Source organism: Streptomyces sp. NPDC048002 (genome assembly GCF_040653275.1).
Classification (GTDB): Bacteria; Actinomycetota; Actinomycetes; order Streptomycetales; family Streptomycetaceae; genus Streptomyces.
The window spans coordinates 22,374-44,324 of sequence record NZ_JBEZNL010000053.1 but is presented as its reverse complement, the minus strand read 5'-3'; the positions used below and the strand labels follow the sequence as shown (position 1 = coordinate 44,324).

The 21,951-nt window shown below is 71.8% G+C and carries 21 protein-coding genes and 1 pseudogene; 12 read left to right on the top strand and 10 right to left on the bottom strand.

Annotated features, from left to right (window positions below; translation table 11 throughout):
• Window positions 1-43 precede the first annotated feature (43 nt).
• Window positions 44-523 carry an anthrone oxygenase family protein gene (locus tag AB0E07_RS36670; protein WP_362261812.1) on the bottom strand — a complete coding sequence of 160 codons (480 nt, stop codon included), beginning with the start codon at window positions 521-523 and terminating at the stop codon, window positions 44-46.
• A 258-nt stretch (window positions 524-781) separates the two neighbouring features.
• Window positions 782-1,453, bottom strand: a pseudogene (locus AB0E07_RS36665) (DUF2293 domain-containing protein); the annotation flags it as partial.
• 60 nt (window positions 1,454-1,513) lie between these two features.
• Here AB0E07_RS36665 and AB0E07_RS36660 point away from each other — a divergent pair.
• The 3 genes from AB0E07_RS36660 to AB0E07_RS36650 all read left to right on the top strand — a co-directional run bounded on the left by AB0E07_RS36660 (window position 1,514) and on the right by AB0E07_RS36650 (window position 3,193).
• Entirely contained in the window at window positions 1,514-2,155 is a 642-nt protein-coding gene (locus tag AB0E07_RS36660; protein WP_362261809.1) for a uridine kinase, read from the top strand.
• A gap of 70 nt (window positions 2,156-2,225) precedes the next feature.
• Window positions 2,226-2,642 (top strand): PPOX class F420-dependent oxidoreductase, encoded by a 417-nt coding sequence (locus AB0E07_RS36655; RefSeq protein WP_362261806.1) that lies wholly within the window; start codon window positions 2,226-2,228, stop codon window positions 2,640-2,642.
• Window positions 2,643-2,764: 122 nt separating this feature from the next.
• Window positions 2,765-3,193 carry a CBS domain-containing protein gene (locus AB0E07_RS36650; RefSeq protein ID WP_362261804.1) on the top strand — a complete coding sequence of 143 codons (429 nt, stop codon included), beginning with the start codon at window positions 2,765-2,767 and terminating at the stop codon, window positions 3,191-3,193.
• 91 nt (window positions 3,194-3,284) lie between these two features.
• On the opposite strand, the gene AB0E07_RS36645 is transcribed toward AB0E07_RS36650, so the two are convergent.
• A complete protein-coding gene (locus AB0E07_RS36645; protein WP_362261800.1) occupies window positions 3,285-4,415 on the bottom strand; it encodes a magnesium and cobalt transport protein CorA in 1,131 nt (376 codons plus the stop codon).
• Window positions 4,416-4,626: 211 nt separating this feature from the next.
• Between AB0E07_RS36645 and AB0E07_RS36640 the strand changes: the two genes are divergently transcribed.
• Window positions 4,627-5,421, top strand: coding sequence for a methyltransferase domain-containing protein (locus tag AB0E07_RS36640; protein WP_362261797.1), 795 nt, complete (start codon window positions 4,627-4,629; stop codon window positions 5,419-5,421).
• 240 nt (window positions 5,422-5,661) lie between these two features.
• On the opposite strand, the gene AB0E07_RS36635 is transcribed toward AB0E07_RS36640, so the two are convergent.
• Window positions 5,662-6,612: a sugar kinase gene (locus AB0E07_RS36635; RefSeq protein ID WP_362261794.1), complete on the bottom strand. Its 951-nt coding sequence runs from the start codon at window positions 6,610-6,612 to the stop codon at window positions 5,662-5,664.
• Complete coding sequence (locus tag AB0E07_RS36630) at window positions 6,609-7,517, bottom strand: pseudouridine-5'-phosphate glycosidase (protein ID WP_362261792.1); 909 nt, start codon at window positions 7,515-7,517, stop codon at window positions 6,609-6,611. Before AB0E07_RS36630 ends, AB0E07_RS36635 begins: the two co-directional genes overlap by 4 nt.
• Before the next feature lie 100 nt (window positions 7,518-7,617).
• Between AB0E07_RS36630 and AB0E07_RS36625 the strand changes: the two genes are divergently transcribed.
• Window positions 7,618-8,049, top strand: a complete 432-nt coding sequence (locus AB0E07_RS36625; protein ID WP_362261789.1) for a VOC family protein — start codon at window positions 7,618-7,620, stop codon at window positions 8,047-8,049.
• 28 nt (window positions 8,050-8,077) lie between these two features.
• On the opposite strand, the gene AB0E07_RS36620 is transcribed toward AB0E07_RS36625, so the two are convergent.
• Together AB0E07_RS36620 and AB0E07_RS36615 are read right to left on the bottom strand one after the other, a co-directional pair.
• Window positions 8,078-8,632, bottom strand: a complete 555-nt coding sequence (locus AB0E07_RS36620; protein WP_362261786.1) for a methylated-DNA--[protein]-cysteine S-methyltransferase — start codon at window positions 8,630-8,632, stop codon at window positions 8,078-8,080.
• 92 nt (window positions 8,633-8,724) lie between these two features.
• Window positions 8,725-9,597 (bottom strand): glycerophosphodiester phosphodiesterase family protein, encoded by an 873-nt coding sequence (locus AB0E07_RS36615; protein WP_362261784.1) that lies wholly within the window; start codon window positions 9,595-9,597, stop codon window positions 8,725-8,727.
• Between the two features lie 278 nt (window positions 9,598-9,875).
• Between AB0E07_RS36615 and AB0E07_RS36610 the strand changes: the two genes are divergently transcribed.
• From AB0E07_RS36610 to AB0E07_RS36585, 6 genes are all read left to right on the top strand, one after another.
• Window positions 9,876-10,736, top strand: a complete 861-nt coding sequence (locus tag AB0E07_RS36610; RefSeq protein ID WP_362261781.1) for an MHYT domain-containing protein — start codon at window positions 9,876-9,878, stop codon at window positions 10,734-10,736.
• A 39-nt stretch (window positions 10,737-10,775) separates the two neighbouring features.
• On the top strand, window positions 10,776-12,932 hold the full coding sequence (uvrB, locus tag AB0E07_RS36605) for an excinuclease ABC subunit UvrB (protein ID WP_362261779.1): 2,157 nt from the start codon (window positions 10,776-10,778) through the stop codon (window positions 12,930-12,932).
• 152 nt (window positions 12,933-13,084) lie between these two features.
• Window positions 13,085-13,663 carry a TerD family protein gene (locus AB0E07_RS36600; protein ID WP_362261776.1) on the top strand — a complete coding sequence of 193 codons (579 nt, stop codon included), beginning with the start codon at window positions 13,085-13,087 and terminating at the stop codon, window positions 13,661-13,663.
• Window positions 13,664-13,724: 61 nt separating this feature from the next.
• Window positions 13,725-15,737 (top strand): TerD family protein, encoded by a 2,013-nt coding sequence (locus AB0E07_RS36595; protein ID WP_362261773.1) that lies wholly within the window; start codon window positions 13,725-13,727, stop codon window positions 15,735-15,737.
• Between the two features lie 254 nt (window positions 15,738-15,991).
• Window positions 15,992-16,993, top strand: a complete 1,002-nt coding sequence (locus tag AB0E07_RS36590) for a TerC/Alx family metal homeostasis membrane protein (RefSeq protein WP_362261771.1) — start codon at window positions 15,992-15,994, stop codon at window positions 16,991-16,993.
• Window positions 16,994-17,120: 127 nt separating this feature from the next.
• The gene (locus tag AB0E07_RS36585) at window positions 17,121-18,221 is read left to right on the top strand and encodes an ionic transporter y4hA (RefSeq protein ID WP_362261768.1); all 1,101 of its coding nucleotides are present in this window, start codon (window positions 17,121-17,123) and stop codon (window positions 18,219-18,221) included.
• On the opposite strand, the gene AB0E07_RS36580 is transcribed toward AB0E07_RS36585, so the two are convergent.
• Together AB0E07_RS36580 and AB0E07_RS36575 are read right to left on the bottom strand one after the other, a co-directional pair.
• The gene (locus AB0E07_RS36580) at window positions 18,211-19,482 is read right to left on the bottom strand and encodes an MFS transporter (RefSeq protein ID WP_362261833.1); all 1,272 of its coding nucleotides are present in this window, start codon (window positions 19,480-19,482) and stop codon (window positions 18,211-18,213) included. The two genes, AB0E07_RS36585 and AB0E07_RS36580, sit on opposite strands and share 11 nt — an antisense overlap.
• A 99-nt stretch (window positions 19,483-19,581) precedes the next feature.
• On the bottom strand, window positions 19,582-20,628 hold the full coding sequence (locus tag AB0E07_RS36575) for a S66 peptidase family protein (protein WP_362261765.1): 1,047 nt from the start codon (window positions 20,626-20,628) through the stop codon (window positions 19,582-19,584).
• Window positions 20,629-20,732: 104 nt separating this feature from the next.
• Here AB0E07_RS36575 and aroQ point away from each other — a divergent pair, with 104 nt between their 5' ends.
• Window positions 20,733-21,206: a type II 3-dehydroquinate dehydratase gene (gene aroQ / locus AB0E07_RS36570; protein ID WP_362261762.1), complete on the top strand. Its 474-nt coding sequence runs from the start codon at window positions 20,733-20,735 to the stop codon at window positions 21,204-21,206.
• An 80-nt stretch (window positions 21,207-21,286) separates the two neighbouring features.
• Here aroQ and AB0E07_RS36565 read toward each other — a convergent pair whose 3' ends face one another.
• Window positions 21,287-21,943, bottom strand: a complete 657-nt coding sequence (locus AB0E07_RS36565) for an MBL fold metallo-hydrolase (protein ID WP_362261759.1) — start codon at window positions 21,941-21,943, stop codon at window positions 21,287-21,289.
• Window positions 21,944-21,951 lie beyond the last annotated feature (8 nt).

Sequence of the window (21,951 nt, the reverse complement as noted above, 5' to 3'; positions counted from 1 at the left end):
TCTTCCGGCCACGATACGTCTCATCAACCCCTCGCGCCTGCCCTCAGTGCAGGGCCAGCGCGTAGCAGACGGCGGCCCCGGCCGAGGCGATCATGCGGACGTGGTTCCAGGCCGTCCACTCGCGGACGTACGTCGTCCAGGAGGCGGCCGCCTCCGAGGTTCCCGGCTCGTGCTTCGCCAGCGCCTCGTTGCGCGGCACGTTGGCCACCACGGTCACCCCGAACGAACCGAACAGATACAGCGCGCTGCCCAGCAGCAGCTCCACGGCGCCCTCGTCCGGCCACAGCACGAACGTCACCACGGCGAGCACCGCGCACAGCAGCGCCGAGCCCATGAACACGGCCATGAAGGCGGGGGTCACCGCGGCCACGTTCACCGCCTGCATCGCCGCGACGCCCTGGGCGGGCGGCAGCGCGGCGAGTCCCCTCATCACGAACGTGGAGAACGCGCAGAACACCCCGGCCACCAGTCCGGTCCCCAGCACGCCGAGCACGGTCAGTGCGAAGTACGGCCCATCGATCATCAGAACGTCAACTCCCCATCGCCGCGGGGATCATGGCCCCGCCCCGCCTGTCACCACAAGTCAATTCCCCCCGGCGCCCGGATCCCATGGCCGAGCGGCGCGCCCGCATAAGCGGGCGTCCAGCCCCGGTGGGTGCGGTGGGTGCGGTGGGTGCGCGGGTGGGGAGGGTGGGGAGGGTGGGGAGGACGCGGCGGGTGTGGCGGTGCTCCGGTCAGCCGGTGCTCCGGTCAGCCGGTCCGTCGGCCCGCCCGGCGCCTCGCGCCAGCCCTCCAGGACCGCCGCCACGGCCGCGGCGATCCGCCGCCGTGCCTCGTTCCGTGTCACCCCGCTCATCAGCAACTGGTCGTACGGCGTGTCCAGATGCCGCACGGACGCCACCACCGCCGAGGTCACCGCCGTCTCGGACAGCGCCCTGCCCGCCGCGCTGCGGCCCACCCTGCCGCTGCCCCGCACCGACGCATGGGCGGCGGTCGCGGCGGCCCGCTCCGGCGGGCAGCCCGGGAACAGCCGCCGGATCTCCGCCGCGAACGCCTCCGTGAAGCACGCGTCCTGGGCCGCCCGGCGCCGGGCGTCCCGCAGCCGCCGGCGCCGCCTGGCCTCGGCGTCCGCCAGGCACCGCGCCTCGGCCCGGGCCAGCCCCGCCTCCTCCACGAGGAGACCCTGCCGCTCGTAGCGCCCCTTGCGCCGGTTGAAGCGCACCACCACCGCCGACAGACCGCTCTCCTCCCGGGCCCGGCGGGTCAGCGCGGTGTCCCCGCGCGGCAGGAACACCAGATGCCCGAGGTCCGCGCAGTCCGGACAGCGGGCCGCCCCGTCGGCCGGCACGAGCAGCGACAACGGCCCGCGCCGGCACTCCGCGCAGTACCGCCGGCGCAGCGGCTGCACGGCGACAAGTCCGGTGCCGTACAGGGGAGTCGTCGGCTGCGCCATACGCGGTTCCTTCCCTCCGGCGCGCACCCGCACCACCTCCCGTCCCGCTCCTGACGCATCATGGGCCCTGTGCGACTCGAAGCGATCACCTGGGAACGGCTCGGAGACCTCCTGGCCGAGCGGCTGCTCGACCTGAAGCCCGCCGACGCGGGTCGGTGGCCGCGGGTCGCCTTCGACGGTGCCCCCGCCGCCCGGCCCGGTGATCTCGCCGAACGTGTCGCCGAGGCCCTGCGGACCCGCGGCCGCCCCTGCCTGGTCGTTGGTGCCGAGGGCTTCCTGCGCCCCGCCTCGATCCGCCTGGAGCACGGCCGCCGGGACGTGGAGGCGTACTACGACGACTGGCTGGACACCGGCGCCCTCTGGCGCGAGGTCTTCGGCCCCCTCGACCCCGACGGCGACGGCCGCGTCCTGCCCGACCTGTGGGACCCCGTCACCGACCGGGCCACCCGCAGCCCCTACGTACCGCTCCCGCCCGGGGGAGTGCTGCTCCTGCACGGCCCCTTCCTGCTGCGGCACTGGTTCCCCTTCGACCTGACCGTCCACCTCCGCCTCTCCGCGGGCGCCCTGCGCCGCCGCACCCCCGAGGCCGACCACTGGACCCTCCCCGCCTTCGCACGCTACGAGGACGAGACCGACCCCGCCGCCACCGCCGACGTACTGATCCGCGCCGACGACCCCCGCCACCCGGCCTGGAACGGCTGATCGCGGAATCTCGCACGCAGATCACGGAAACCCCCTTTTATATGCGCATGCATGTAACTAGGGTGGGGGCATGACGACTTCGACCGGTACCGGCGGCCTCTCCTTCGACGACTCCACGCGCGCCCTCCTCGACGGCAGGAACTTCGCCGGGATCGCCACCCTCGGCCCCGACGGCGCACCGCAGAACTCGGTGGTCTGGTTCAAACGCGAGGGCGACACCGTGCTCTTCTCCTCTCTGGCCGACCGTCAGAAGGTGCGCAACCTGCGCCGCGACCCTCGCGTCAGCGTTTCCGTCTTCGACCTCGCCAACCCCTACTCCTCCGTCGAGATCCGCGGCACCGCCGAGATACTCCCCGACGACGACAAGCGGCTTCCCCGCGAGCTCTCGCACAAGTACCTCGGCATCGACCCGCCGGCCGAGAAGGAGGACGAGGTCCGGGTGATCGTCCGGATCGTCCCGCGCAAGGTCGTGAGCTTCTCGGCCTGAGCTCGGGGCCGGCGCCGCGGTCTCTGAGGTGCGGTCGTTCTCCGGCGCGGCGAGAATGTAGGGCGCCGGGACTAGCGGTGCGTCCTGCGCCGCGCCGGCCGTCCGGCACCGGGAGGTACTTCATGACCACTGCCGGAGACATCATGCACCGCGGCGCCCAGTGGATCCCCGCCCACGAGACCCTGGACCGCGCCGCCCAGCTGATGCGTGACCTCGGCGTCGGGGCCCTGCCCATCGGCGACTCGAACGACCGGCTCTGCGGCATCCTCACCGATCGCGACATCGTCGTCGGCTGCGTGGCCATGGGGCACGATCCGGCGAAGGTCACCGCCGGCGAGATGGCCCAGGGCACCCCGCGCTGGATCGCGGCGGACGCGGACGTCGGCGATGTGCTCCGGGAGATGCAGGAGTTCCAGATCCGCAGGCTCCCCGTCATCGAGAACAAGCGCCTGGTCGGCATGATCAGCGAGGCGGACCTGGCCCAGCACCTGACGGACGACCAGATCGCCTCCTGGGTCGAGGGCGTCTACGCCCGGACCGCCGCGCGCTGACGCCGGCCGCCGCTCCCGCGCCCGCTCCACCGGCCGCCCTCCGGCGGTGCGGGCGCGCGGTGTGCCCCCTTGGCCGGCCGTCCTGCGGGTCTCAGAGCCAGCCGCTGCGTCTGAAGCCCCGGTACAGCGTCGCGCACGCCACCGCGATCACGCCTATGACCAGCGGGTAGCCGAACTTCCAGTGCAGCTCCGGCATGTGGTCGAAGTTCATCCCGTACAGCCCGCACACCATCGTCGGCACGGCGACCAGCGCGGCCCACGCCGTGATCTTCCGCATGTCCTCGTTCTGCGCGACCGTGACCTGCGCCAGGTGTGCCTGGAGGATGGAGTTGAGCAACTCGTCGAAGGAAGCGATCTGTTCCCTGGCCCGCAGCAGATGGTCGGAGACGTCACGGAAGTACGCCTGGATCTCGGCGTCGATCACCCGTATGGGACGGGTGGCGAGCTCCTCCAGGGGGCGCGCCAGCGGTGCCACCGCCCGCTTCAGTTCCAGGAGTTCGCGCTTGAGCTGGTAGATCCGGCCGGGATCGACGCGGGCGCCCGCCTCGGCGAACACGTCCGTCTCCACCTGGTCGATGTCCGTGTGCACCGAGTCCGTGACGCTCAGGTAGTCGTCCACCACATGGTCCGCGATGGCGTGGAGCACCGCCGCCGGGCCCTTGGCGAGCTGCGCGGGCGCGGACTCCAGTTCCTCCCGCAGCGGCCCGAGCGAGCCGTGCCGGCCGTGCCGCACGGTGATCACGAAGTCCTGGCCGGTGAAGACCATGATCTCGCCGGTGTCGACCACTTCACTGGTCGCCGTGCGCTCCTCGTGCTCGACGTAGCAGACCGTTTTGAACACGGCGAAGAGCGTGTCGTCGTACCGCTCCAGCTTCGGGCGCTGATGTGCCTCGATCGCGTCCTCGACGGCCAGCGGATGCAGCTCGAACAGCTCGGCGATGCCGGCGAACTCGTCGTCCGTCGGCTCGTGCAGACCGAGCCAGACGAAACCGTCACCGTGCTTGCGCACCCGTTCCACGGTGTCGACCAGGTCGCCGCCGGCGGGGCCCCGGACGCCGTCGCGGTAGCTGACGCAGTTCACCACGGAGGAGCCCAGCGGGGAGCGCGCCGGGTGACTCAGATCGACGCGTCGGCGGCCGCGCCGGGCCAGCCGCGCCACCTTGCGCAGCCCGCCGACCGTGCGGAGGCCGGTGACCTTCCGCAGATTTCCTGCCATGGACATGTGGATCTCCCCGGGTGGATCTCCTCGCGCCGTTCTCCCGCGCTGGTCGCGCCAGTCTGCCAGTCCGGCGCGACGGGCGGGCAAGCCTGTGGGAGCAGGGCGTTCCGCTTGGTTCCCGGCTGTGGACAACTGTCGCGCGACCGTGCCGCGAACGGAGTCCCGGTGCGCGTCGACCACTGTGGACAAGACGGGCAACTGGGATGATCCACGTATGACGCGAACCGACGGGTACCTCCTGGACAACCGGCAGAGCGAGGCCGGCGAGCGTTTCGACGCCTTCGCCGCCCTGTTCGATCCCACCACCTTCCGGCACTTCGAAGCCCTCGGCGTCGGCCCCGGTTGGCGCTGCTGGGAGGTCGGGGCCGGCGGCACCTCCGTGGTCTCCTGGCTGGCCAAGAAGGTCGGGCCGACGGGACGGGTGGTGGCGACCGACATCGACACCTCGCTGGTGGCCCCGGCCGCCCGGCCGCCCGTCGAGGTGCGCGTCCACGACGTCGGGACCGAGGAGCCGCCGGGGGAGGGCTTCGACCTGGTACATGCCCGGCTCGTACTGGTTCATGTCCCGGACCGGGAGCGGGCGTTGCGCTCGATGGTCGGTGCGCTGCGGCCCGGCGGACGGCTGCTGGTCGAGGACGCGGACCCGGCGCTCCAGCCCCTGGCCTGCCCCGACGAACACGGCCCCGAACAGGAGTTGGCGAACCGGATCAGGAACGGCTTCCGCACACTGCTCGCCGACCGCGGCGCCGACCTCTCCTACGGGCGCCGACTGCCGCGGCTGCTGCGGGAGGCCGGGCTCCAGCGGGTCGAGGCCGACGCGTACTTCCCGGTCGCCTCGGCCGCCTGCGCCGCGCTGGAGTCCGCCACCGTCCGCGAGATCCGCAAGCGGCTCGTCGCCGCGGACCTTGCCACCGACGAGGAGATCGACCGGCACCTCGCCAACATCGCCGCCGGCAGCACGGACCTGGCCACGGCCCCGATGTTCTCGGCCTGGGGACGCAAGGGCTGAGCCGGCGCCCGCCCGGCCCCGGCACCTCGAAACCTCGGAGCGCCCCGGTCCGGCGACGGATCACCCGCCCGCGCGAGCCCTGCGCCCGCGCGAGGCCCTCGCGCGGGCGCGCCGCGTCCGGTGGCCGATGGGGTCCGGTTTCGGTTCGGTCCGGTCCGGTCCGGTCCGGTCCGGGGAGCGTGCCGCTCAGCCTGCTCAGCCTGCTCAGCCGGTTCAGCCCGCTCAGCCGGTTCAGCTTGCTCAGCCCGCGTCGCCGGGCGCGGGTCCGTGTCCGTGTCCGGTGCGCTCAGGTGGTCTGCCGCCCACCCGGGTCACCGCCAGGGCCCCGGCCCGGCAGCCTTCCCTGGCCGCTTCCTCCGGGTCCGCGCCGGTGAGCAGGGCGGCGAGGAAGGCGCCGGTGAAGGCGTCACCCGCGCCCGTCGTGTCGGCGGCCGTCACCACGGGCGCCGGCACCCGGGCGCGCACCGCACCGCCCCGCGCGACCAGCGCCCCCGCCGCGCCTTCCTTGGCGACCACCAGCGGAACATGGCGGCTCAACTTGGCCGCCGCGTCCGCCGTGTCCGGCAACCCCGTCAGCAGACACGCCTCGTCACGGCTCGGCAGCAGGACGTCGACGCCCTCCACCAGCGTCAGGAAGCGGTCCACCCCGAGCCGCGCCAGGAAGCCGGCCGAGGCCGGATCCAGGCTCACCGGCACGCCCCGCGCGCGTGCCGAGGCCAGCGCGGCCGCCACCAGCGCACGGCTCGGCTCGGAGAAGAGCAGGTACCCCGACAGATGCAGCCGGGCCACTCCGTCGAGCAGCCCGTCCGACCAGTCGCCGGTCCCCAGCCGCAGCGAGGCGCCGCTGTCGGTGAGGAACGTCCGCTCGGCCGCCGCGCCGGAGTCGACCAGGCAGATGACCGTCCCGGTCGGCGCCCGCGGATCGACCACCAGGCGGGGCCGCACCCCGGCGGCGACGAGTTCCCGCTCGTGCCAGGCCGCGGCCTCCGCACCCACCCTGCCGAGCAGCCGCACCTCCGCGTCCGAGCGGTACGCGGCCCAGCAGGCCACATTGGCACCGGCGCCGCCCGGCACGGTCCGGATCGCGGCGGCGGTGTCCGTGCCCGGGGCGAGCGGTCCCGTGTGGCGGGCGATCACGTCCGTGACCACATCGCCGACGACCAGCAGGGCACCCTCCGGCCCGGTCGTCACGTCCGGGCCCAGGCCGCCGCGATCCGCGCCGCCAGCGCCACGTTCCCGCGCACGGCCGCCAGGTTGGCGCGCAGGGACGCCCCGTCCGTGTGCCGGACCAGATGGTCGAGCAGGAACGGCGTGACCGCCTGACCGGTGACTCCCTCCTCCTCGCACGCGCGCAGCGCCCCGGCCAGCACCCGGGCGTGCAGGTCGGGGTCCAACTGCTCCGACTCCGCCACGGGATGGGCGACGACCAGCGCCGACTCGGGCCCGTCCACGCCGTCCTGAGCCCGCATCACCTCCGCGACCTCCTCCGGGGACCGCAGCGTCCAGTCCACCGGATGACCGGAGTCCGACAGATAGAAGCCGGGAAAGCGGTCGGTGCCGTACCCGGCCACCGCGATGCCCAGCGTCTCCAGCCGCTGGAGCGTCGCCGGAACGTCCAGGATCGACTTGACGCCCGCGCAGACCACCGTGATCCGGGTCCGGGCCAGCAGCCCCAGATCCGCGGACTCGTCCTGGGTGACCGTCCACTCCCGGTGCACCCCGCCGAGCCCGCCCGTCGCGAAGACCCGCACGCCCGCGCGGGCCGCCAGCAGGGCGGTCGCCGACACCGTGGTCGCCCCGCTCGCCCCGGCCGCTACCGCGAGCGGCAGATCGCGGTGGCCGAGCTTGCGGATTCCGTCCTCGTTGGCGATCCGCTCCAACTGCTGCTTGTCCAGGCCGACATGGGGCCGCCCGTCCAGCACGGCGATGGTCGCGGGCACCGCGCCCTCCCGCCGCACGACCTCCTCCAGTTCCACGGCCACCTGAAGGTTGCGCGGCCGGGGCAGGCCGTGCGCGATGATCGTGGACTCCAGCGCCACCACGGGTTGACGCGCGTCGACCGCCGCCCGCACCTCTTCCGACACCACCAGCACCACGTGCCCGCCTCCTGTCCGTCGGTCCTCCCTCATCCCTGGCAGCACCGGCACCCGGTCAAACCACTTGCGCCCTGTGGGGGACACCACCAGCCTGGTACGCATGACCGACCGCACCGCACGACTCGACCATGTCGTCCTCTGGGTGAGCGACCCCGTCGCCTCGGCCGAGTTCTACCTCAGGACCCTCGGCACCGAGCCGGTACGGCTGGCCGAGTTCATCGCGGGACAGGCCCCGTTCCCCTCGGTACGGCTCAACGAGGACACCATCGTCGACCTGATGGCGCGGGACAGGGCCGAGGGCATGCGGAAGCTGTTCCCCGAGGCCGCCGAGAGCGCCGGGCACCCGGTCAACCATGTCTGCGTCGCCCTGTCGGCCGAGGCCTTCGACACCCTGGTCGCCCGCCTCGCGGAGGACGGGGTGCCGGCCTCGGAGATCTCCCACGGCTCCTTCGGCGCCCGCGGCCCGGCCAAGCGCAGCTTCTACTTCCGCGACCCGGACGGCAACGTCTTCGAGGCCCGGCACTACGACTAGAACCGGGTGACGGTTCACACGGGCGGGTTCAGAACAGCGGCTCGGGCAGCACGCCCTCCAGGGCCAGCAGCCGGCGCTTGGTCTCCACACCGCCGCCGAAGCCGCCGATGCCGCCGTCGCTCTCCACCACCCGATGGCAGGGGACGACCACGGGGAGCGGGTTGGCGCCCATCGCCATGCCCACCGCCTGCGCGCCGCCCGGCTGGCCGACCCGCGCGGCCAGGTCGCCGTAGCCGACCACCGAGCCGAACGGCACACCCTCGGCCAGTTCCCGCAGCACCTGTCGGTTGAAGCCCGAGATCAGCGACCAGTCCAGGGGCAGTTCGAAGTCGCGCCGCTCACCGGAGAAGTACGCCTTCACCTGGCGTATCGCCTCGGCGAGCAGGGGGGAGCCGGGTTCTTCGACCGGCTCGTGTCCGAGCCGGGAAGCGAGGCGCTCCACCGCCCTGTCGCGCACCGCGTCGGAGGCGTGGAACACGACATTGACCAGGCCCTCGCGGGTCGCGGCCAGCAGCAGCGGACCGATGTCGGTGGCGACGACGGCCCACACGACCCGCTGCTCGTTCTGCCCATGGCTGTCCATGCGCCCACCGTACGGCCCGCCACCGACAACGCCCCGCCACCGACAACGCCCCGCGGAACCGACCCCGCACCCGGCTCGCGGGGCCGCGGCCGTCAGCCGCCCACCGCGGCACGCACCACGTCGGGCCGGTTGCTGATGATGCCGTCGACGCCGTACCCGGCGGCCCGGCGGGCGTCGGCCGCGGTGTCCACCGTCCAGGTGAGGATCTCCAGCGGCCTGTCGTGGGGTCCACGGAAGGCGTGCACGGCGGCGACATAGCCGGTGGACAGCGCGCCGTGCGGGGGATTGATCAGGTCGGTGAACCGGGCGTACGCGGGCAGGTCCGCCACGTCCGGCGCGCCGAGGAAGCCGGTCCTGACGCCCGGCTTGAGGTCGTGGACGGTCCGTACGCTCTCGGCGCTGAAGCTCTGCACGACGAGCCGGCCGGCCAGGTGGCTCGGTTCGAGCCAGCCCTCGTTGCCGAGCACCTTGAGCGTCTGCCGCTCGATGCCCGGGTACAGGGCGGGGTTCTTGATCTCCAGCAGCAGCTTCTGGTGGTTGCGCTCGACGCGGTCCAGGTACTGCTTCAGCGTCGGCACGCGCGCGCCCGCGTACGCGGGGCCGAACCAGCTTCCCGCGTCGAGGCGGGCGATCTCCGCGGTGGTGAAGTCCTTCACCTTCCAGGGGGCCCGGCCGGGGAAGACCTCCTCCACGTCGGTGGTCCGCCGCAGGTTGTCGTCGTGGACGACGACCAGTTCACCGTCCCTGGTGCGCTGGACGTCGTTCTCGACCCAGGCGATGCCGAGCCCGGCCGCCCTGTCGACGGCGGCGAGGGTGTTCTCGGGCGCGTCGGCCGAGGCGCCCCGGTGGGCGATCACCGTCGGCGGCGCGCCCGAGCCGTCGGCCCGGGCCACGGCGGGCGGCGACAGAAGGGCTGCGGTCCCCAGGAGCGCGGTGGTCATGGCGGCAACGGCGCGCGCGTGCATGCGTACTCCTCGCGTCGATGGTCACGGACAGCTCCACTGTGACAGCAGAGCGTCAAGCGCAAGCGGTTGCGGGACGGCCGTGGATTGATCGGGGTTGCCCAAGTCCGTTCACTGATGCCGCACAACTGGGGCAGAGCCGTGTTTCTTTGCCGGAAAATCGTTCGACCATTCCGGTGGGAGTCATACTCTTCGCCTCAGCCCTGACCGCTCGGGCGGTCCTGGGAGGGGGCGAGGATCATCACATTCCGGGACGCAAGAGGGCGGAAGGACAGCCGCGCATGCAGGGCACGGTCGACGGATTCAGCTACGGACTCGTCACACCGCTGGTGGCCTACGTCATGGCCTGCCTCGGCGGTGCGCTCGGCCTGCGCTGCACGACCAGAGCCATGCTCGTCACCCGCTCCTGGCGCTCCGGCTGGCTCGCCCTCGGCTCGGCCGCCATCGGTTCCGGCATCTGGACCATGCACTTCGTCGCCATGATGGGGTTCACGGTCGCGGAGAGCGAGATCCACTACGACAAGCCGATGACCTTCGCGAGCCTCGCCGTCGCCATCGTCATGGTCGGCATCGGGATCTTCATCGTCGGCTACCGGGGTGCGCGCGGCGCGGCCCTGTTCACCGGAGGCACGATCACCGGTCTGGGTATCGCCTCCATGCACTACCTGGGCATGGCCGGACTCCAGCTCAACGGGAAACTGGAGTACAACACGCTCACGGTCACCGCCTCCGTCGTCATAGCGATGGTCGCGGCCACCGCCGCGCTGTGGGCCGCCGGACAGGTCCGCGGTTTCCTGTGGAGCGTCGGCGCGAGTCTCGTCATGGGGCTCGCCGTCAGCGGGATGCACTACATGGGCATGGCCGCCCTCAGCGTCCATCTGCACAGCACGCGGGACACCATCGTCGGCGACTCGCCCGCGTCCCTGCTCGCACCCATGATGATCGGCCCGCTCGCCTTCCTGCTGCTCGCCGGAGTCGTCGTGATGCTCGACCCGCTGATGGTCATGGGCAAGCCCGACCTGACGGGCGTCGACGACAGGCCCGGCATCCCGGCCCACGCCACGACCGCCCACCAGGCCCGCCGGCCCCGCCCCCGCCGGAGCACCGTCGAGCACCGCTCCCGCACCCCGCAGAACCGCTGACCGGACCGCGTTGTCAGTGGGGGGCCGTACGGTGGATCCATGCGGCCCGTTTCCAGCATCGAACGCACGGTGGCGCCCTTCGAGGTCGTCAGCCCCTACCAGCCCAGCGGCGACCAGCCGCAGGCCATCGCCGACCTCGCCCGGCGCATCAAGGCCGGTGAGAAGGACGTCGTGCTGCTCGGCGCGACCGGCACCGGCAAGTCCGCCACCACCGCGTGGATGATCGAGCAGCTCCAGCGCCCCACCCTGGTGATGGCCCCGAACAAGACCCTGGCCGCCCAGCTGGCGAACGAGTTCCGCGAGCTCCTGCCGAACAACGCCGTCGAGTACTTCGTCTCGTACTACGACTACTACCAGCCCGAGGCCTACGTCCCGCAGTCGGACACCTACATCGAGAAGGACTCCTCGATCAACGAGGAGGTCGAGCGGCTGCGCCACTCCGCCACCAACTCGCTGCTCACCCGCCGCGACGTCGTTGTGGTCGCCTCCGTCTCCTGCATCTACGGCCTCGGCACCCCGCAGGAGTACGTGGACCGCATGGTCCCCCTGAAGGTCGGCGAGGAGATCGACCGAGACCAGCTGCTGCGCCGCTTCGTCGACATCCAGTACACCCGCAACGACCTGGCATTCACCCGGGGCACCTTCCGGGTCCGCGGCGACACCATCGAGATCTTCCCGGTCTACGAGGAGCTGGCCGTCCGGATCGAGATGTTCGGCGACGAGATCGAGGCGCTGTCCACCCTGCACCCGCTCACCGGCGAGATCATCAGCGACGACGAGCAGCTCTACGTCTTCCCCGCCTCCCACTACGTGGCCGGCCCGGAGCGCATGGAGCGCGCGGTCAACGACATCGAGAAGGAGCTGGGGGAGCGCCTCGCCGAACTGGAGAAGCAGGGCAAACTCCTGGAGGCCCAGCGCCTGCGCATGCGGACCACGTACGACATCGAGATGCTCCGCCAGATCGGCAGCTGCTCCGGCGTCGAGAACTACTCCATGCACTTCGACGGCCGCGAGCCCGGCTCCCCGCCGAACACCCTGCTCGACTACTTCCCGGACGACTTCCTGCTCGTCATCGACGAGTCGCACGTGACCGTGCCGCAGATCGGCGCCATGTACGAGGGCGACGCCTCCCGCAAGCGGACCCTGGTCGACCACGGCTTCCGGCTGCCGTCCGCCCTCGACAACCGCCCGCTGAAGTGGGAGGAGTTCCAGGAGCGCATCGGCCAGACCGTCTATCTGTCGGCCACCCCCGGCCAGTACGAACTCTCCCGCTCCGACGGCGCCGTCGAGCAGATCATCCGCCCCACCGGCCTGGTGGACCCGGAGGTCGTGGTCAAGCCCACCGAGGGCCAGATCGACGACCTGGTGCACGAGATCCGCGAGCGCACGGAGAAGGACGAGCGGGTCCTGGTCACCACCCTCACCAAGAAGATGGCCGAGGACCTCACCGACTATTTCCTGGAACTCGGCATCCAGGTCCGCTACCTGCACAGCGACGTCGACACGCTGCGCCGGGTGGAACTCCTGCGCGAGCTGCGCGCCGGCGAGTACGACGTCCTGGTCGGCATCAACCTCCTGCGCGAGGGACTCGACCTGCCCGAGGTGTCCCTGGTGGCCATCCTCGACGCCGACAAGGAGGGCTTCCTGCGCTCGGGCACCTCCCTGATCCAGACCATCGGCCGCGCGGCGCGCAATGTCTCCGGCCAGGTTCACATGTACGCCGACAGGATCACCCCGGCGATGGAGAAGGCCATCGACGAGACCAACCGCCGCCGGGAGAAGCAGGTCGCGTACAACCAGGCCAACGGCATCGACCCGCAGCCCCTGCGCAAGAAGATCAACGACATCGTCGCGCAGATCGCCCGCGAGGACATCGACACCGAGGAACTGCTCGGCTCCGGCTACCGGAAGACCAAGGACGGCAAGGGCGCCAAGGCCCCGGTGCCCTCCCTGGGCGGAAAGGCGGCGGGCGGCGGCGCCCGTGCCGGTGCGAAGTCCGGTGCGAAGTCCGGGGAGAAGAAGCCCGTCCCCACCGACCGCCCCGCGGCCGACCTCGCCGAGCAGATCGAGGAGATGACCGCCCGGATGCGCGCCGCCGCCGCCGACCTCCAGTTCGAGATCGCGGCCCGGCTGCGCGACGAGGTCTCCGAGATGAAGAAGGAACTGCGGCAGATGAAAGAGGCGGGCCTGGCCTGACGGGAACGGGGTGAGCGCGTGGGGGCGCGCTGTGTTGCAAGACCGACACAAAGTGCGGCCCTGGGTACGGCACTGTCAGTGCCGCTGCGTAGGGTTCAGGTCATCCGCGGACTCCGCGGAAACAGGGGACAGTTCGAGAGGGGAATCAGCGCGTGACCGTCAACATGACCAAGGGTCAGGCCATCAGTCTGCAGAAGAACGACGGCGGCAGCCTGACCGCGGTGCGCATGGGTCTCGGCTGGCAGGCGGCCCCCCGGCGCGGCCTGTTCGGCTCGCGCACCCGTGAGGTCGACCTGGACGCCTCCGCCGTCCTGTTCGCCGACAAGCAGCCCGTCGACGTGGTCTTCTTCCGCCACCTCGTGAGCGACGACGGCTCGGTCCGGCACACCGGTGACAACCTGGTCGGCGGCGTCGGCCAGGGCGGCGACGACGAGGCCATCCTCGTCGACCTCCAGCGCGTGCCGGTCCACATCGACCAGATCATCTTCACCGTGAACTCCTTCACGGGGCAGACCTTCCAGGAAGTGCAGAACGCCTTCTGCCGTCTGGTCGACGAGACCAACGGCCAGGAGCTCGCCCGCTACACGCTCGCGGGCGGCGGCGCCTACACCGCCCAGATCATGGCGAAGGTGCACCGCACCGGCCCCGGCTGGACGATGACGGCCCTCGGTACGCCGGCCAACGGCCGTACCTTCCAGGACCTGATGCCGGCGATCCTGCCGCACCTGTAGTCCACCGGGCGAGCAGCACCTTCCACGACACGAGACACAGCGACACAGGGGGACGAGGGCGATGACGGCCGAGCTGGTGCGGGGACAGAACCACCCGCTCTCCCAGGCCCGCCTGGAGATCCGGGTCTCGGCCGGCGCGCCGGTCGTGGCGGGTGCCACGCTCGGCGACGAGAACGGCCGGATCCAGGGCACGGAGTGGGTGGCCCATCCGGGCACGCCCACCCTGCCGGGCCTGGAGGTCTCCCGGCAGGCGGCCGCAGACCATCGCCTCGCGGTGGACCTGGACGCCGTGCCGGAAGCCGTGCACCGGGTCACCGTGCTGCTCGCCCTGCCCACCGGCGTGGGGGGCCCGGTCCGCTTCGGCGCGGTCGCCGCCCCCTTCGTCGCGGTCACCGGCCTCGACGGCGCCGAGGTGGCCAGCTACACCATCACCGGTCTGGACGCCGAGTCCGCCGTGGTGGCCATGGAGCTCTACCGCCGCCAGGGCGCCTGGAAGGTCCGCGCCGTCGGCCAGGGCTACGCGGGCGGCCTCGCCGAGCTGCTCGCCGACCAGAACCTGCCCGAGGCCGGACACCTGGCGAACCGCATCAACGAGGCGGTCGCCCAGGGCGTGGCCCGCTCGGTCCCGGCACCCCCGCCCGTGGCGGCGGACACCGACCGCGCCCGGCCGCAGACCGCACCGGCCGTCGGCCCCGACCAGGGCGGCCAGAGCACCGCATCGCCCTACAGCACCCAGGGCACCCCCGTACCTCCGGCGCCCGCTGCCTCGCCGTACGGCGACGGGCAGCCGCCGCAGAACACACCCGCGCCGGGCTACCCGGGCGCGCCCGCCGACCCGCCCACCGCGGGCGGGCCCGTCAACTACAGCCACCCGGGCCGCCGGAACACCGCCTCGCCGCCGCCCGCCCCGCCCGCGGCCCCCGCCCAGCCGGGCCGGCCCGGCCAGCCCGTCGCGGGCGACGCCACCGGCTGGTCCATGGACGAGCGGCTGTACAACCAGGTCTGGGGCATGTTCGAGGACCTGGCCCGGACGGCCGCCGCCTACCGCAGCGCCGTCGACTTCGCCGACTCGCGCAGGGAGAAGGAACTCGACCAGGTCCTCTCCGACCCGCGCAGCCGGATCGGCGGCCAGGGCGACGCCGCGCGCGAGGCGGCCCAGGCCAAGCACGCCCAGCTGGTCGACCAGGCCAGGGCCACCCTGGACCGGGACCTCGCTCAGCTGACCGCGGAGTCCGACGTCGTCGAGCCCGCGCTGCCGCCCGCGTACGCCCGCTGGGACAACCCCGTCTGGCACGCCTACCGCGTGCCCATGGAACTGCCCATGGCGCTGCGCCTGGGTGATCTGCACCTGCCGGAGAGCGAGCCGCTGCGCATCCCGATGCTGGTCCGGCTGCCGCTGGAGCGGGGGCTGTGGATCGACAGCGGCCCGTCCAACTTCTCGGACGGCGTGTTCCACGACTCGCACGATCTGCGCCGGCTCGCCATGGAGACGGCGGTGGCGCACGCGGCCAGGCTGCTCGCGGTCTATCCGGCGGGGGACTTCACCGTCCAGGTCATCGACCCGGCCGGTTCCGGCGCCCAGGCGCTCGCCCCGCTGGTGCGCACCGGTGTCCTCGCCGCTCCGCCCGCCGTCGGCGCGGCCGGGGTGACCGAGGTTCTCGGCCGGCTCACCCAGCGCGTCGACCTGGTGCAGATGGCCGTGCGCGGGGGCGCGTCCGAGTCGCTGCCGCCGGGCTTCGACACCTCCCAGCAGCTGCTGATCGTCAACGACTTCCCGCACGGCTTCGACGACCGGGCGGTGAACCAGCTCCGCTATCTCGCGGACGAGGGCCCCTCCGTCGGCGTGCACCTGATGATGGTCGCCGACCGCGAGGAAGCCTCCGCCTATGGGCCGTTGCTGGACCCGCTGTGGCGTTCGCTGCTGCGACTGACCCCGGTGGCCGAGGATCACCTCGCCGACCCCTGGGTGGGGCACGCCTGGACGTACGAGCCGCCGCTCGTGCCGCCCGGCAGCGACATCCTCCAGCAGGTGCTCACCCAGGTCGCCGAGGCCCGCCGCTCCTGGGACCGATGACCTGACCCCAGCTTTACAAAGCATCCGTAAAGCGCCTTCCACCTGGGCTTTTGGGTCTCTTTTTACCTTCTCCTTTACCTTTCCTTGGTGATTGGGTACTCTCGTTCGTGCGGAGGGGAGTACTCCCTGTCTACTGCGGCGTACCCGTCAATACGGATCAGACCAGATCCCGGGGCGTCGGCCCGAACTCGGGTGGAAGAGACCTCCGGCAGCGACGACGCTGACATTTGCCGTTACGTACTGCCGGAGGCGCAGTGGATGTTTCCGCGACCCTGTGGGTCCTGACGATCGTGGGCCTGGCGGCCCTCATCGCGGTCGACTTCTTCATCGGCCGCAAGCCGCACGACGTGTCCATCAAGGAAGCCGGAATCTGGACGGTTGTCTGGATCGCCCTGGCCGGGCTCTTCGGCCTCGGCCTGCTGGTGTTCGGCGGCGGCCAGCCCGCCGGTGAGTTCTTCGCCGGCTTCATCACCGAGAAGTCGCTGAGCGTCGACAACCTCTTCGTCTTCGTGCTGATCATGGCGAAGTTCGCCGTTCCCTCGCAGTACCAGCAGCGCGTGCTGCTCATCGGTGTGCTGATCGCCCTGGTGCTCCGCGCGATCTTCATCGCCGCCGGTGCCGCGATCCTCGCCAGCTTCGCGTGGGTGTTCTACCTCTTCGGCGCCTTCCTCATCTGGACCGCCTGGAAGCTCATCCAGGAGGCCCGTGCCAACGAGGAGGACGAGGAGTTCGAGGAGAACAAGCTCCTCAAGGCCGCCGAGCGCCGCTTCGGTGTCGCCGACCGCTACCACGGCACCAAGCTGTGGATCGAGGAGAACGGCAAGCGGGTCATGACCCCGATGCTGGTCGTGATGCTCGCGATCGGTACGACGGACGTCCTGTTCGCCCTGGACTCCATCCCCGCGATCTTCGGTCTGACGCAGGACCCGTACATCGTGTTCACCGCCAACGCCTTCGCGCTGATGGGTCTGCGGCAGCTGTACTTCCTCATCGGCGGACTGCTGAAGAAGCTGGTCCACCTGAGCTACGGCCTGTCGATCATCCTCGGCTTCATCGGCGTCAAGCTGGTGCTGCACGCCCTGCACGAGTCCGGGGTGCACGTCCCGGAGATCGGTATTCCGGTCTCCCTCGGCGTCATCTGTTCCGTCCTGATCGTCACCACGATCACCAGCCTTCGCGCTTCGAAGAAGCAGGAGGCGGCCGAGGCGGCGCGCAAGGACAGCGAAGGCGCTCCGAAGGACTCCATCGAGGCCTGACAAGCCTCGGACCCCGCAGCGACCGGGCACGATCCGCCGGCTCCTCCCACCGGGAGGGGCCGGCGGCTTGGAACGGGCCTCGCACGGCCGACGTGCGGGGCCCGTTCCCCTTTGCGACGATCACAGCATGATCGCTCGGCTCAGGTCGCTCGCCCTCCAGTGGACGGCCACCGTGCCGGTACTGGCGGTCGTCCTGCTCGTCCTCACCTGGGGCCGGGACCTGCCCGGCGCCGTCGTCGCGGTGGTGACGGTGGTGCTGGCCGGAGCCGTCCTCGCGGCGGTGCACCATGCCGAGGTCGTCGCCCACCGGGTGGGCGAACCCTTCGGCTCCCTGGTGCTCGCCGTGGCGGTCACCGTCATCGAGGTGGCCCTGATCGTCACCCTGATGGTCGACGGCGGCGACAAGAGCGCCACCCTGGCCCGGGACACCGTCTTCGCCGCCGTGATGATCACCTGCAACGGCATCGTCGGCCTGAGTCTCCTGGTCGCGTCCCTCAGACACGGCACCGCCGTCTTCAACCCCGAGGGCACCGGCGCGGCCCTGGCCACGGTCGCCACCCTCGCCACGCTCAGCCTGGTCCTGCCGACCTTCACCACGAGCAAGCCCGGCCCGGAGTTCTCCGGAGTCCAGCTCACCTTCGCGGCCCTGTCCTCGCTCATCCTCTACGGCCTGTTCGTCGCGACCCAGACCGTGCGGCACCGGGACTACTTCCTGCCCATCACCCGGCAGGGCGAGGTGATCACCGCCGACCACCACGCCGACGCGCCGTCCGCGCGCACCGCGCTGATCAGCCTGAGCCTGCTGGGCCTGGCCCTGATCGGGGTGGTCGGCCTGGCCAAGGCGGTCTCCCCGACCATCGAGTCAGGCGTGGAGTCCGCGGGCCTCGGACACGCCGTCGTCGGTGTGATCATCGCCCTGCTGGTGCTGCTTCCGGAGACGATCGCCGCGCTGCGCTCCGCCCGCCGCGACCGCGTGCAGACCAGCCTCAACCTGGCACTCGGCTCGGCGATGGCCAGCATCGGCCTGACCATCCCGGCGGTGGCCCTGGCCATGATCTGGCTCTCCGGCCCGCTCGTCCTCGGCCTCGGAGCCACCCACATGGTCCTGCTCGCCCTGACCGTCGTGGTCAGCTCCCTGACCGTCGTCCCGGGCCGGGCGACCCCGCTCCAGGGCGGCGTGCACCTGGTCATCTTCGCCGCCTACCTGGAACTCGCGATCAATCCATGACCGGCGCCGCCGCCACCGCGCGTACCGGGCGTGTCTCCGGCAGCAGGGCGAAGCAGCCCAGGCTGAACAGCGCGATCCCGGTCAGATAGGCGCCCACACCCCACGGCACCCGCCCGCCCTGCTCGGCCAGCGCGGTGGCGGCGATGGGGGTGAGCGCGCCGCCCAGCACCCCGCCCAGGTTGTAGCCGACCGCGGCACCCGTGCAGCGCACCCGGGGCTCGTACAACTCCGGCAGATACGCGGCGATGACCGCGAACATGGTGACGAACGCGAGCAGCGCGCCCAGGAAGCCCACGAACATCAGCAGCGGCTCGCCCGTGGCGAGCAGCGCGACCATCGGGAACATCCACACCGCGGCCGCCGCGCACCCGGCCAGACACAGGGGCCGGCGCCCGTACCGGTCGCCCAGCATCGCCGCCACCGGGGTGAGCGACCCCTTCACCAGCACGGCGCCCATGATGCAGACCAGCATGTCGACACGGCTCACGCCGAGCCGTTCCGTCCCGTAGGCGAGGGACCAGGTCGTCACCGCGTAGAAGATCGCGTACCCGACGGCCAGCGCGCCGGCGGTCAGCAGGACGAGCCGCCCGTGGTCGCGCACCACCTCGACCAGGGGCACGCGCGCGTGGTCCCTCAACTCCAGGAACCGCGGACTCTCCGGGAGCGACGACCTCAGCCACAGCCCGGCTACGGCCAGTACCCCGGCGGCCCAGAACGGCACCCGCCAGCCCCACTGGGCGAACTGCGCCTCGGAGAGGGAGGCGGCCAGCGCCAGTGTCACCCCGTTCGCGAGCAGGAAGCCGACCGCCGGACCCACCTGCGGGAAGCTCGACCACAGCCCGCGCCGCTCGGCGGGCGCGTGCTCGGCGGTGAGCAGGACCGCTCCGCCCCACTCCCCGCCGAGCCCGAAGCCCTGCAGAAACCGCAGCAGGAGCAGGAGCACGGGGGCGGCCACCCCGATCGTGCCGTACGTGGGCACGCAGCCGACCGCGACCGTGGAGGCACCGGTCAGCAGCAGGGAGCCGACGAGGACCGGGCGCCGCCCGTACCGGTCCCCGATGTGCCCGAACACCACGGAGCCGAGCGGCCGCGCCACGAACCCGACCGCGAACGTCCCGAACGCGGCCAGGGTCCCCGCCAGCGGCGAGAACGTCGGGAAGAACAGCGGCCCCAGGACCAGGGCCGCGGCGGTGCCGTAGACGAAGAAGTCGTAGAACTCGATGGCCGTCCCGGCGAGCGAGGCGGCGGCGAGCCGGAACATCGAGGGCGCGGGCGCCCTCACGGAGCGTACGTCGTGCATGCCGCGTCAACCACCCACGGTGACCGCTGGTTACGGGGGTGTGGGACGCGCGTCGGTGGCTCAGTACGTGACCGTGATGCGCCGGGCCGGGCCGTCGACCCGGACCGTCCCGCCGTAGGGGACGACCTGCTGGGGATCGGTGTGCCCCAGGTCGACATCGAAGACGATCATGGTGCCGGGGGCGTACGCCCGCATCGCGCGCAGGACCGCCTCGCGCTGTTCCTCGGCGTAACGGGCCGCCTCCGCGGGGCCGTTGGGTTGCTCGAAGGACCAGGTCTTGGCGCGGCCCATCAGCAGCGCCGAGAAGCGCCGCAGCAGCCCCCGCTCGCCCATGTTGCGCAGCGTGCGGAACACCTCGGCCGCGCTCGGCAGTTCCTCCGAGGTCTCCAGGAAGAGGACACCGCCGTCGAGTTCCGCGGGATCGCGGGGAATCTCGCGGTCGGCCATCAGCAGCCAGCCGAGGATCTCCAGGTTGCCGCCCCAGGCGCGGCCCTCCACGGCACGTTCGGCGTTCACCCAGGTCCAGCCCGAGCCGGGCCGCAGCTCCGGCTCCGTCTCGAAGGTGGCGGGGTCCGCCCAGTCGCGGCCTATGTCGTTCCACCGCTCGGCGGGCCTGAGTTCGTAGGGCCCCGAGGTGAACAGGGCCGCGCGCAGCGACTCGGCGGTCTGCGGGTTCATGGCGCCGGGACGGCCCAGCTCCACCATGACGCAACCACCGTGGTTACCGACGATGCCGGTGTTGTAGAGGAAGGCGAGCAGGTTGGTGTTGTCGCTGGTCCCGAAGAACGGCTTGGGGTGGGCGCGGATCAACTCCCGGTCCAGCAGCGGTAGCACGGTGATCTGGTCGTCGCCGCCGATGGACGCGAACACCGCCTTGATCTCCGGGTCGGCGAACGCGGCGTGGATGTCGTCGGCGCGCTCCTGGGGTGTGGAGCCCATCCTCCGGGTGGCCGGGTACTCGACCGGGACCAGCCCGTACTCCTCGCGCAGCCGCTCCAGGCCCAGTTCGTAGGGGCGCGGGAAGAGTCCGGGCAGGCCGCTGGCTGGTGAGATGACGGCCACACGATCACCGGGGGAGGGCTTGGGGGGATACGAGATCGTCGTCATGCCGGGCAGGGTACGGGCCGTCGCGCCGGGCGCGCACCGTGATAAACCGGGTCTGAGCAGCGGTCCTGAAGCGGCCGTGCCACCTCGAACGGACCGGAGGAACCGTGCCCCGCACCCTGGCCAACGCCCCGATCATGATCCTCAACGGCCCCAACCTGAACCTGCTCGGCCAGCGTCAGCCCGAGATCTACGGCTCCGACACCCTCGCCGACGTCGAGGCGCTGTGCGCCAAGGCGGCGGCCGCGCACGGCGGGACGGTGGACTTCCGCCAGTCCAACCACGAGGGGGAACTGGTCGACTGGATCCACGAGGCACGGCTGAACCACTGCGGGATCGTGATCAACCCGGGCGCCTACTCGCACACCTCGGTGGCGATCCTGGACGCGCTCAACACCTGCGACGGCCTGCCGGTGTTGGAGGTCCACATCTCCAACATCCACCAGCGGGAGTCCTTCCGCCACCACTCCTACGTCTCGCTGCGCGCGGACGGGGTCATCGCCGGCTGCGGGGTGCAGGGGTACGTCTTCGGCGTGGAGCGCGTCGCGGCGCTGGCGGGTCCGGCGCGGGCCGAGGCGTAGGCCGGCCGACGGGCCGCGCCCCACGCGCGCGGTGAGGGCGTGCACGCCGGGCGCCGTACGCCCGACGTCCACCCCGGGTGTCACCAGCCCCGCGCGCGCCACTCCGGCAGCTGGGGCCGCTCCGCGCCGAGGGTCGTGTCGTTGCCGTGGCCCGGGTAGACCCAGGTCTCGTCCGGGAGCACGGCGAACAGCTTCGACTCGACGTCGTCGATCAGGCTTGCGAACGCCTGTGGGTCCTTACGGGTGTTGCCCACACCTCCGGGGAACAGACAGTCCCCCGTGAACACATGGGGATGCCCGTGCGGGTCGTCGTAGACGAGGGCGATCGAGCCGGGTGTGTGGCCGACCAGGTGGCGCGCCGTCAGCTCCACCCGCCCCACCCGGACCACGTCGCCGTCGTCGACCGGGACGTCGGTCGGGACCGGGATCCCCCCGGCGTCCTCGCGCCCCGCGTAGGTGCGGGCGCCGGTGGCCTCCACCACCCGGGCCAGCGCCTGCCAGTGATCACCGTGCTGGTGGGTCGTGACGACCGAGGCGATCCCGTCGTCACCGATCATGCCGATCAGTGTCTCCGCGTCGTTCGCCGCGTCGATGAGCAGCTGCTCGTCCGTCGCCCGGCAGCGCAGCAGATAGCAGTTGTTGTCCATCGGACCGACCGCGATCTTGGTGATCATCAGGTCCTTGAGCTCGTGCACGTCCGCCGGGCCCCCGACCGTCACCTCTCCGCTGTACGTCATGTCGGCAG

Bases quoted from the DNA above. Each gene is read 5' to 3' on its own strand.
- AB0E07_RS36670 (WP_362261812.1), bottom strand. From the start codon at position 523: ATGATCGATGGGCCGTACTTCGCACTGACCGTGCTCGGCGTGCTGGGG.
- AB0E07_RS36660 (WP_362261809.1), top strand. From the start codon at position 1,514: ATGGGCCCTGTGCGACTCGAAGCGATCACCTGGGAACGGCTCGGAGAC.
- AB0E07_RS36655 (WP_362261806.1), top strand. From the start codon at position 2,226: ATGACGACTTCGACCGGTACCGGCGGCCTCTCCTTCGACGACTCCACG.
- AB0E07_RS36650 (WP_362261804.1), top strand. From the start codon at position 2,765: ATGACCACTGCCGGAGACATCATGCACCGCGGCGCCCAGTGGATCCCC.
- AB0E07_RS36645 (WP_362261800.1), bottom strand. From the start codon at position 4,415: ATGTCCATGGCAGGAAATCTGCGGAAGGTCACCGGCCTCCGCACGGTC.
- AB0E07_RS36640 (WP_362261797.1), top strand. From the start codon at position 4,627: ATGACGCGAACCGACGGGTACCTCCTGGACAACCGGCAGAGCGAGGCC.
- AB0E07_RS36625 (WP_362261789.1), top strand. From the start codon at position 7,618: ATGACCGACCGCACCGCACGACTCGACCATGTCGTCCTCTGGGTGAGC.
- AB0E07_RS36620 (WP_362261786.1), bottom strand. From the start codon at position 8,632: ATGGACAGCCATGGGCAGAACGAGCAGCGGGTCGTGTGGGCCGTCGTC.
- AB0E07_RS36615 (WP_362261784.1), bottom strand. From the start codon at position 9,597: ATGCACGCGCGCGCCGTTGCCGCCATGACCACCGCGCTCCTGGGGACC.
- AB0E07_RS36610 (WP_362261781.1), top strand. From the start codon at position 9,876: ATGCAGGGCACGGTCGACGGATTCAGCTACGGACTCGTCACACCGCTG.
- uvrB (WP_362261779.1), top strand. From the start codon at position 10,776: ATGCGGCCCGTTTCCAGCATCGAACGCACGGTGGCGCCCTTCGAGGTC.
- AB0E07_RS36595 (WP_362261773.1), top strand. From the start codon at position 13,725: ATGACGGCCGAGCTGGTGCGGGGACAGAACCACCCGCTCTCCCAGGCC.
- AB0E07_RS36585 (WP_362261768.1), top strand. From the start codon at position 17,121: ATGATCGCTCGGCTCAGGTCGCTCGCCCTCCAGTGGACGGCCACCGTG.
- AB0E07_RS36580 (WP_362261833.1), bottom strand. From the start codon at position 19,482: ATGTTCCGGCTCGCCGCCGCCTCGCTCGCCGGGACGGCCATCGAGTTC.
- AB0E07_RS36575 (WP_362261765.1), bottom strand. From the start codon at position 20,628: ATGACGACGATCTCGTATCCCCCCAAGCCCTCCCCCGGTGATCGTGTG.
- AB0E07_RS36565 (WP_362261759.1), bottom strand. From the start codon at position 21,943: ATGACGTACAGCGGAGAGGTGACGGTCGGGGGCCCGGCGGACGTGCAC.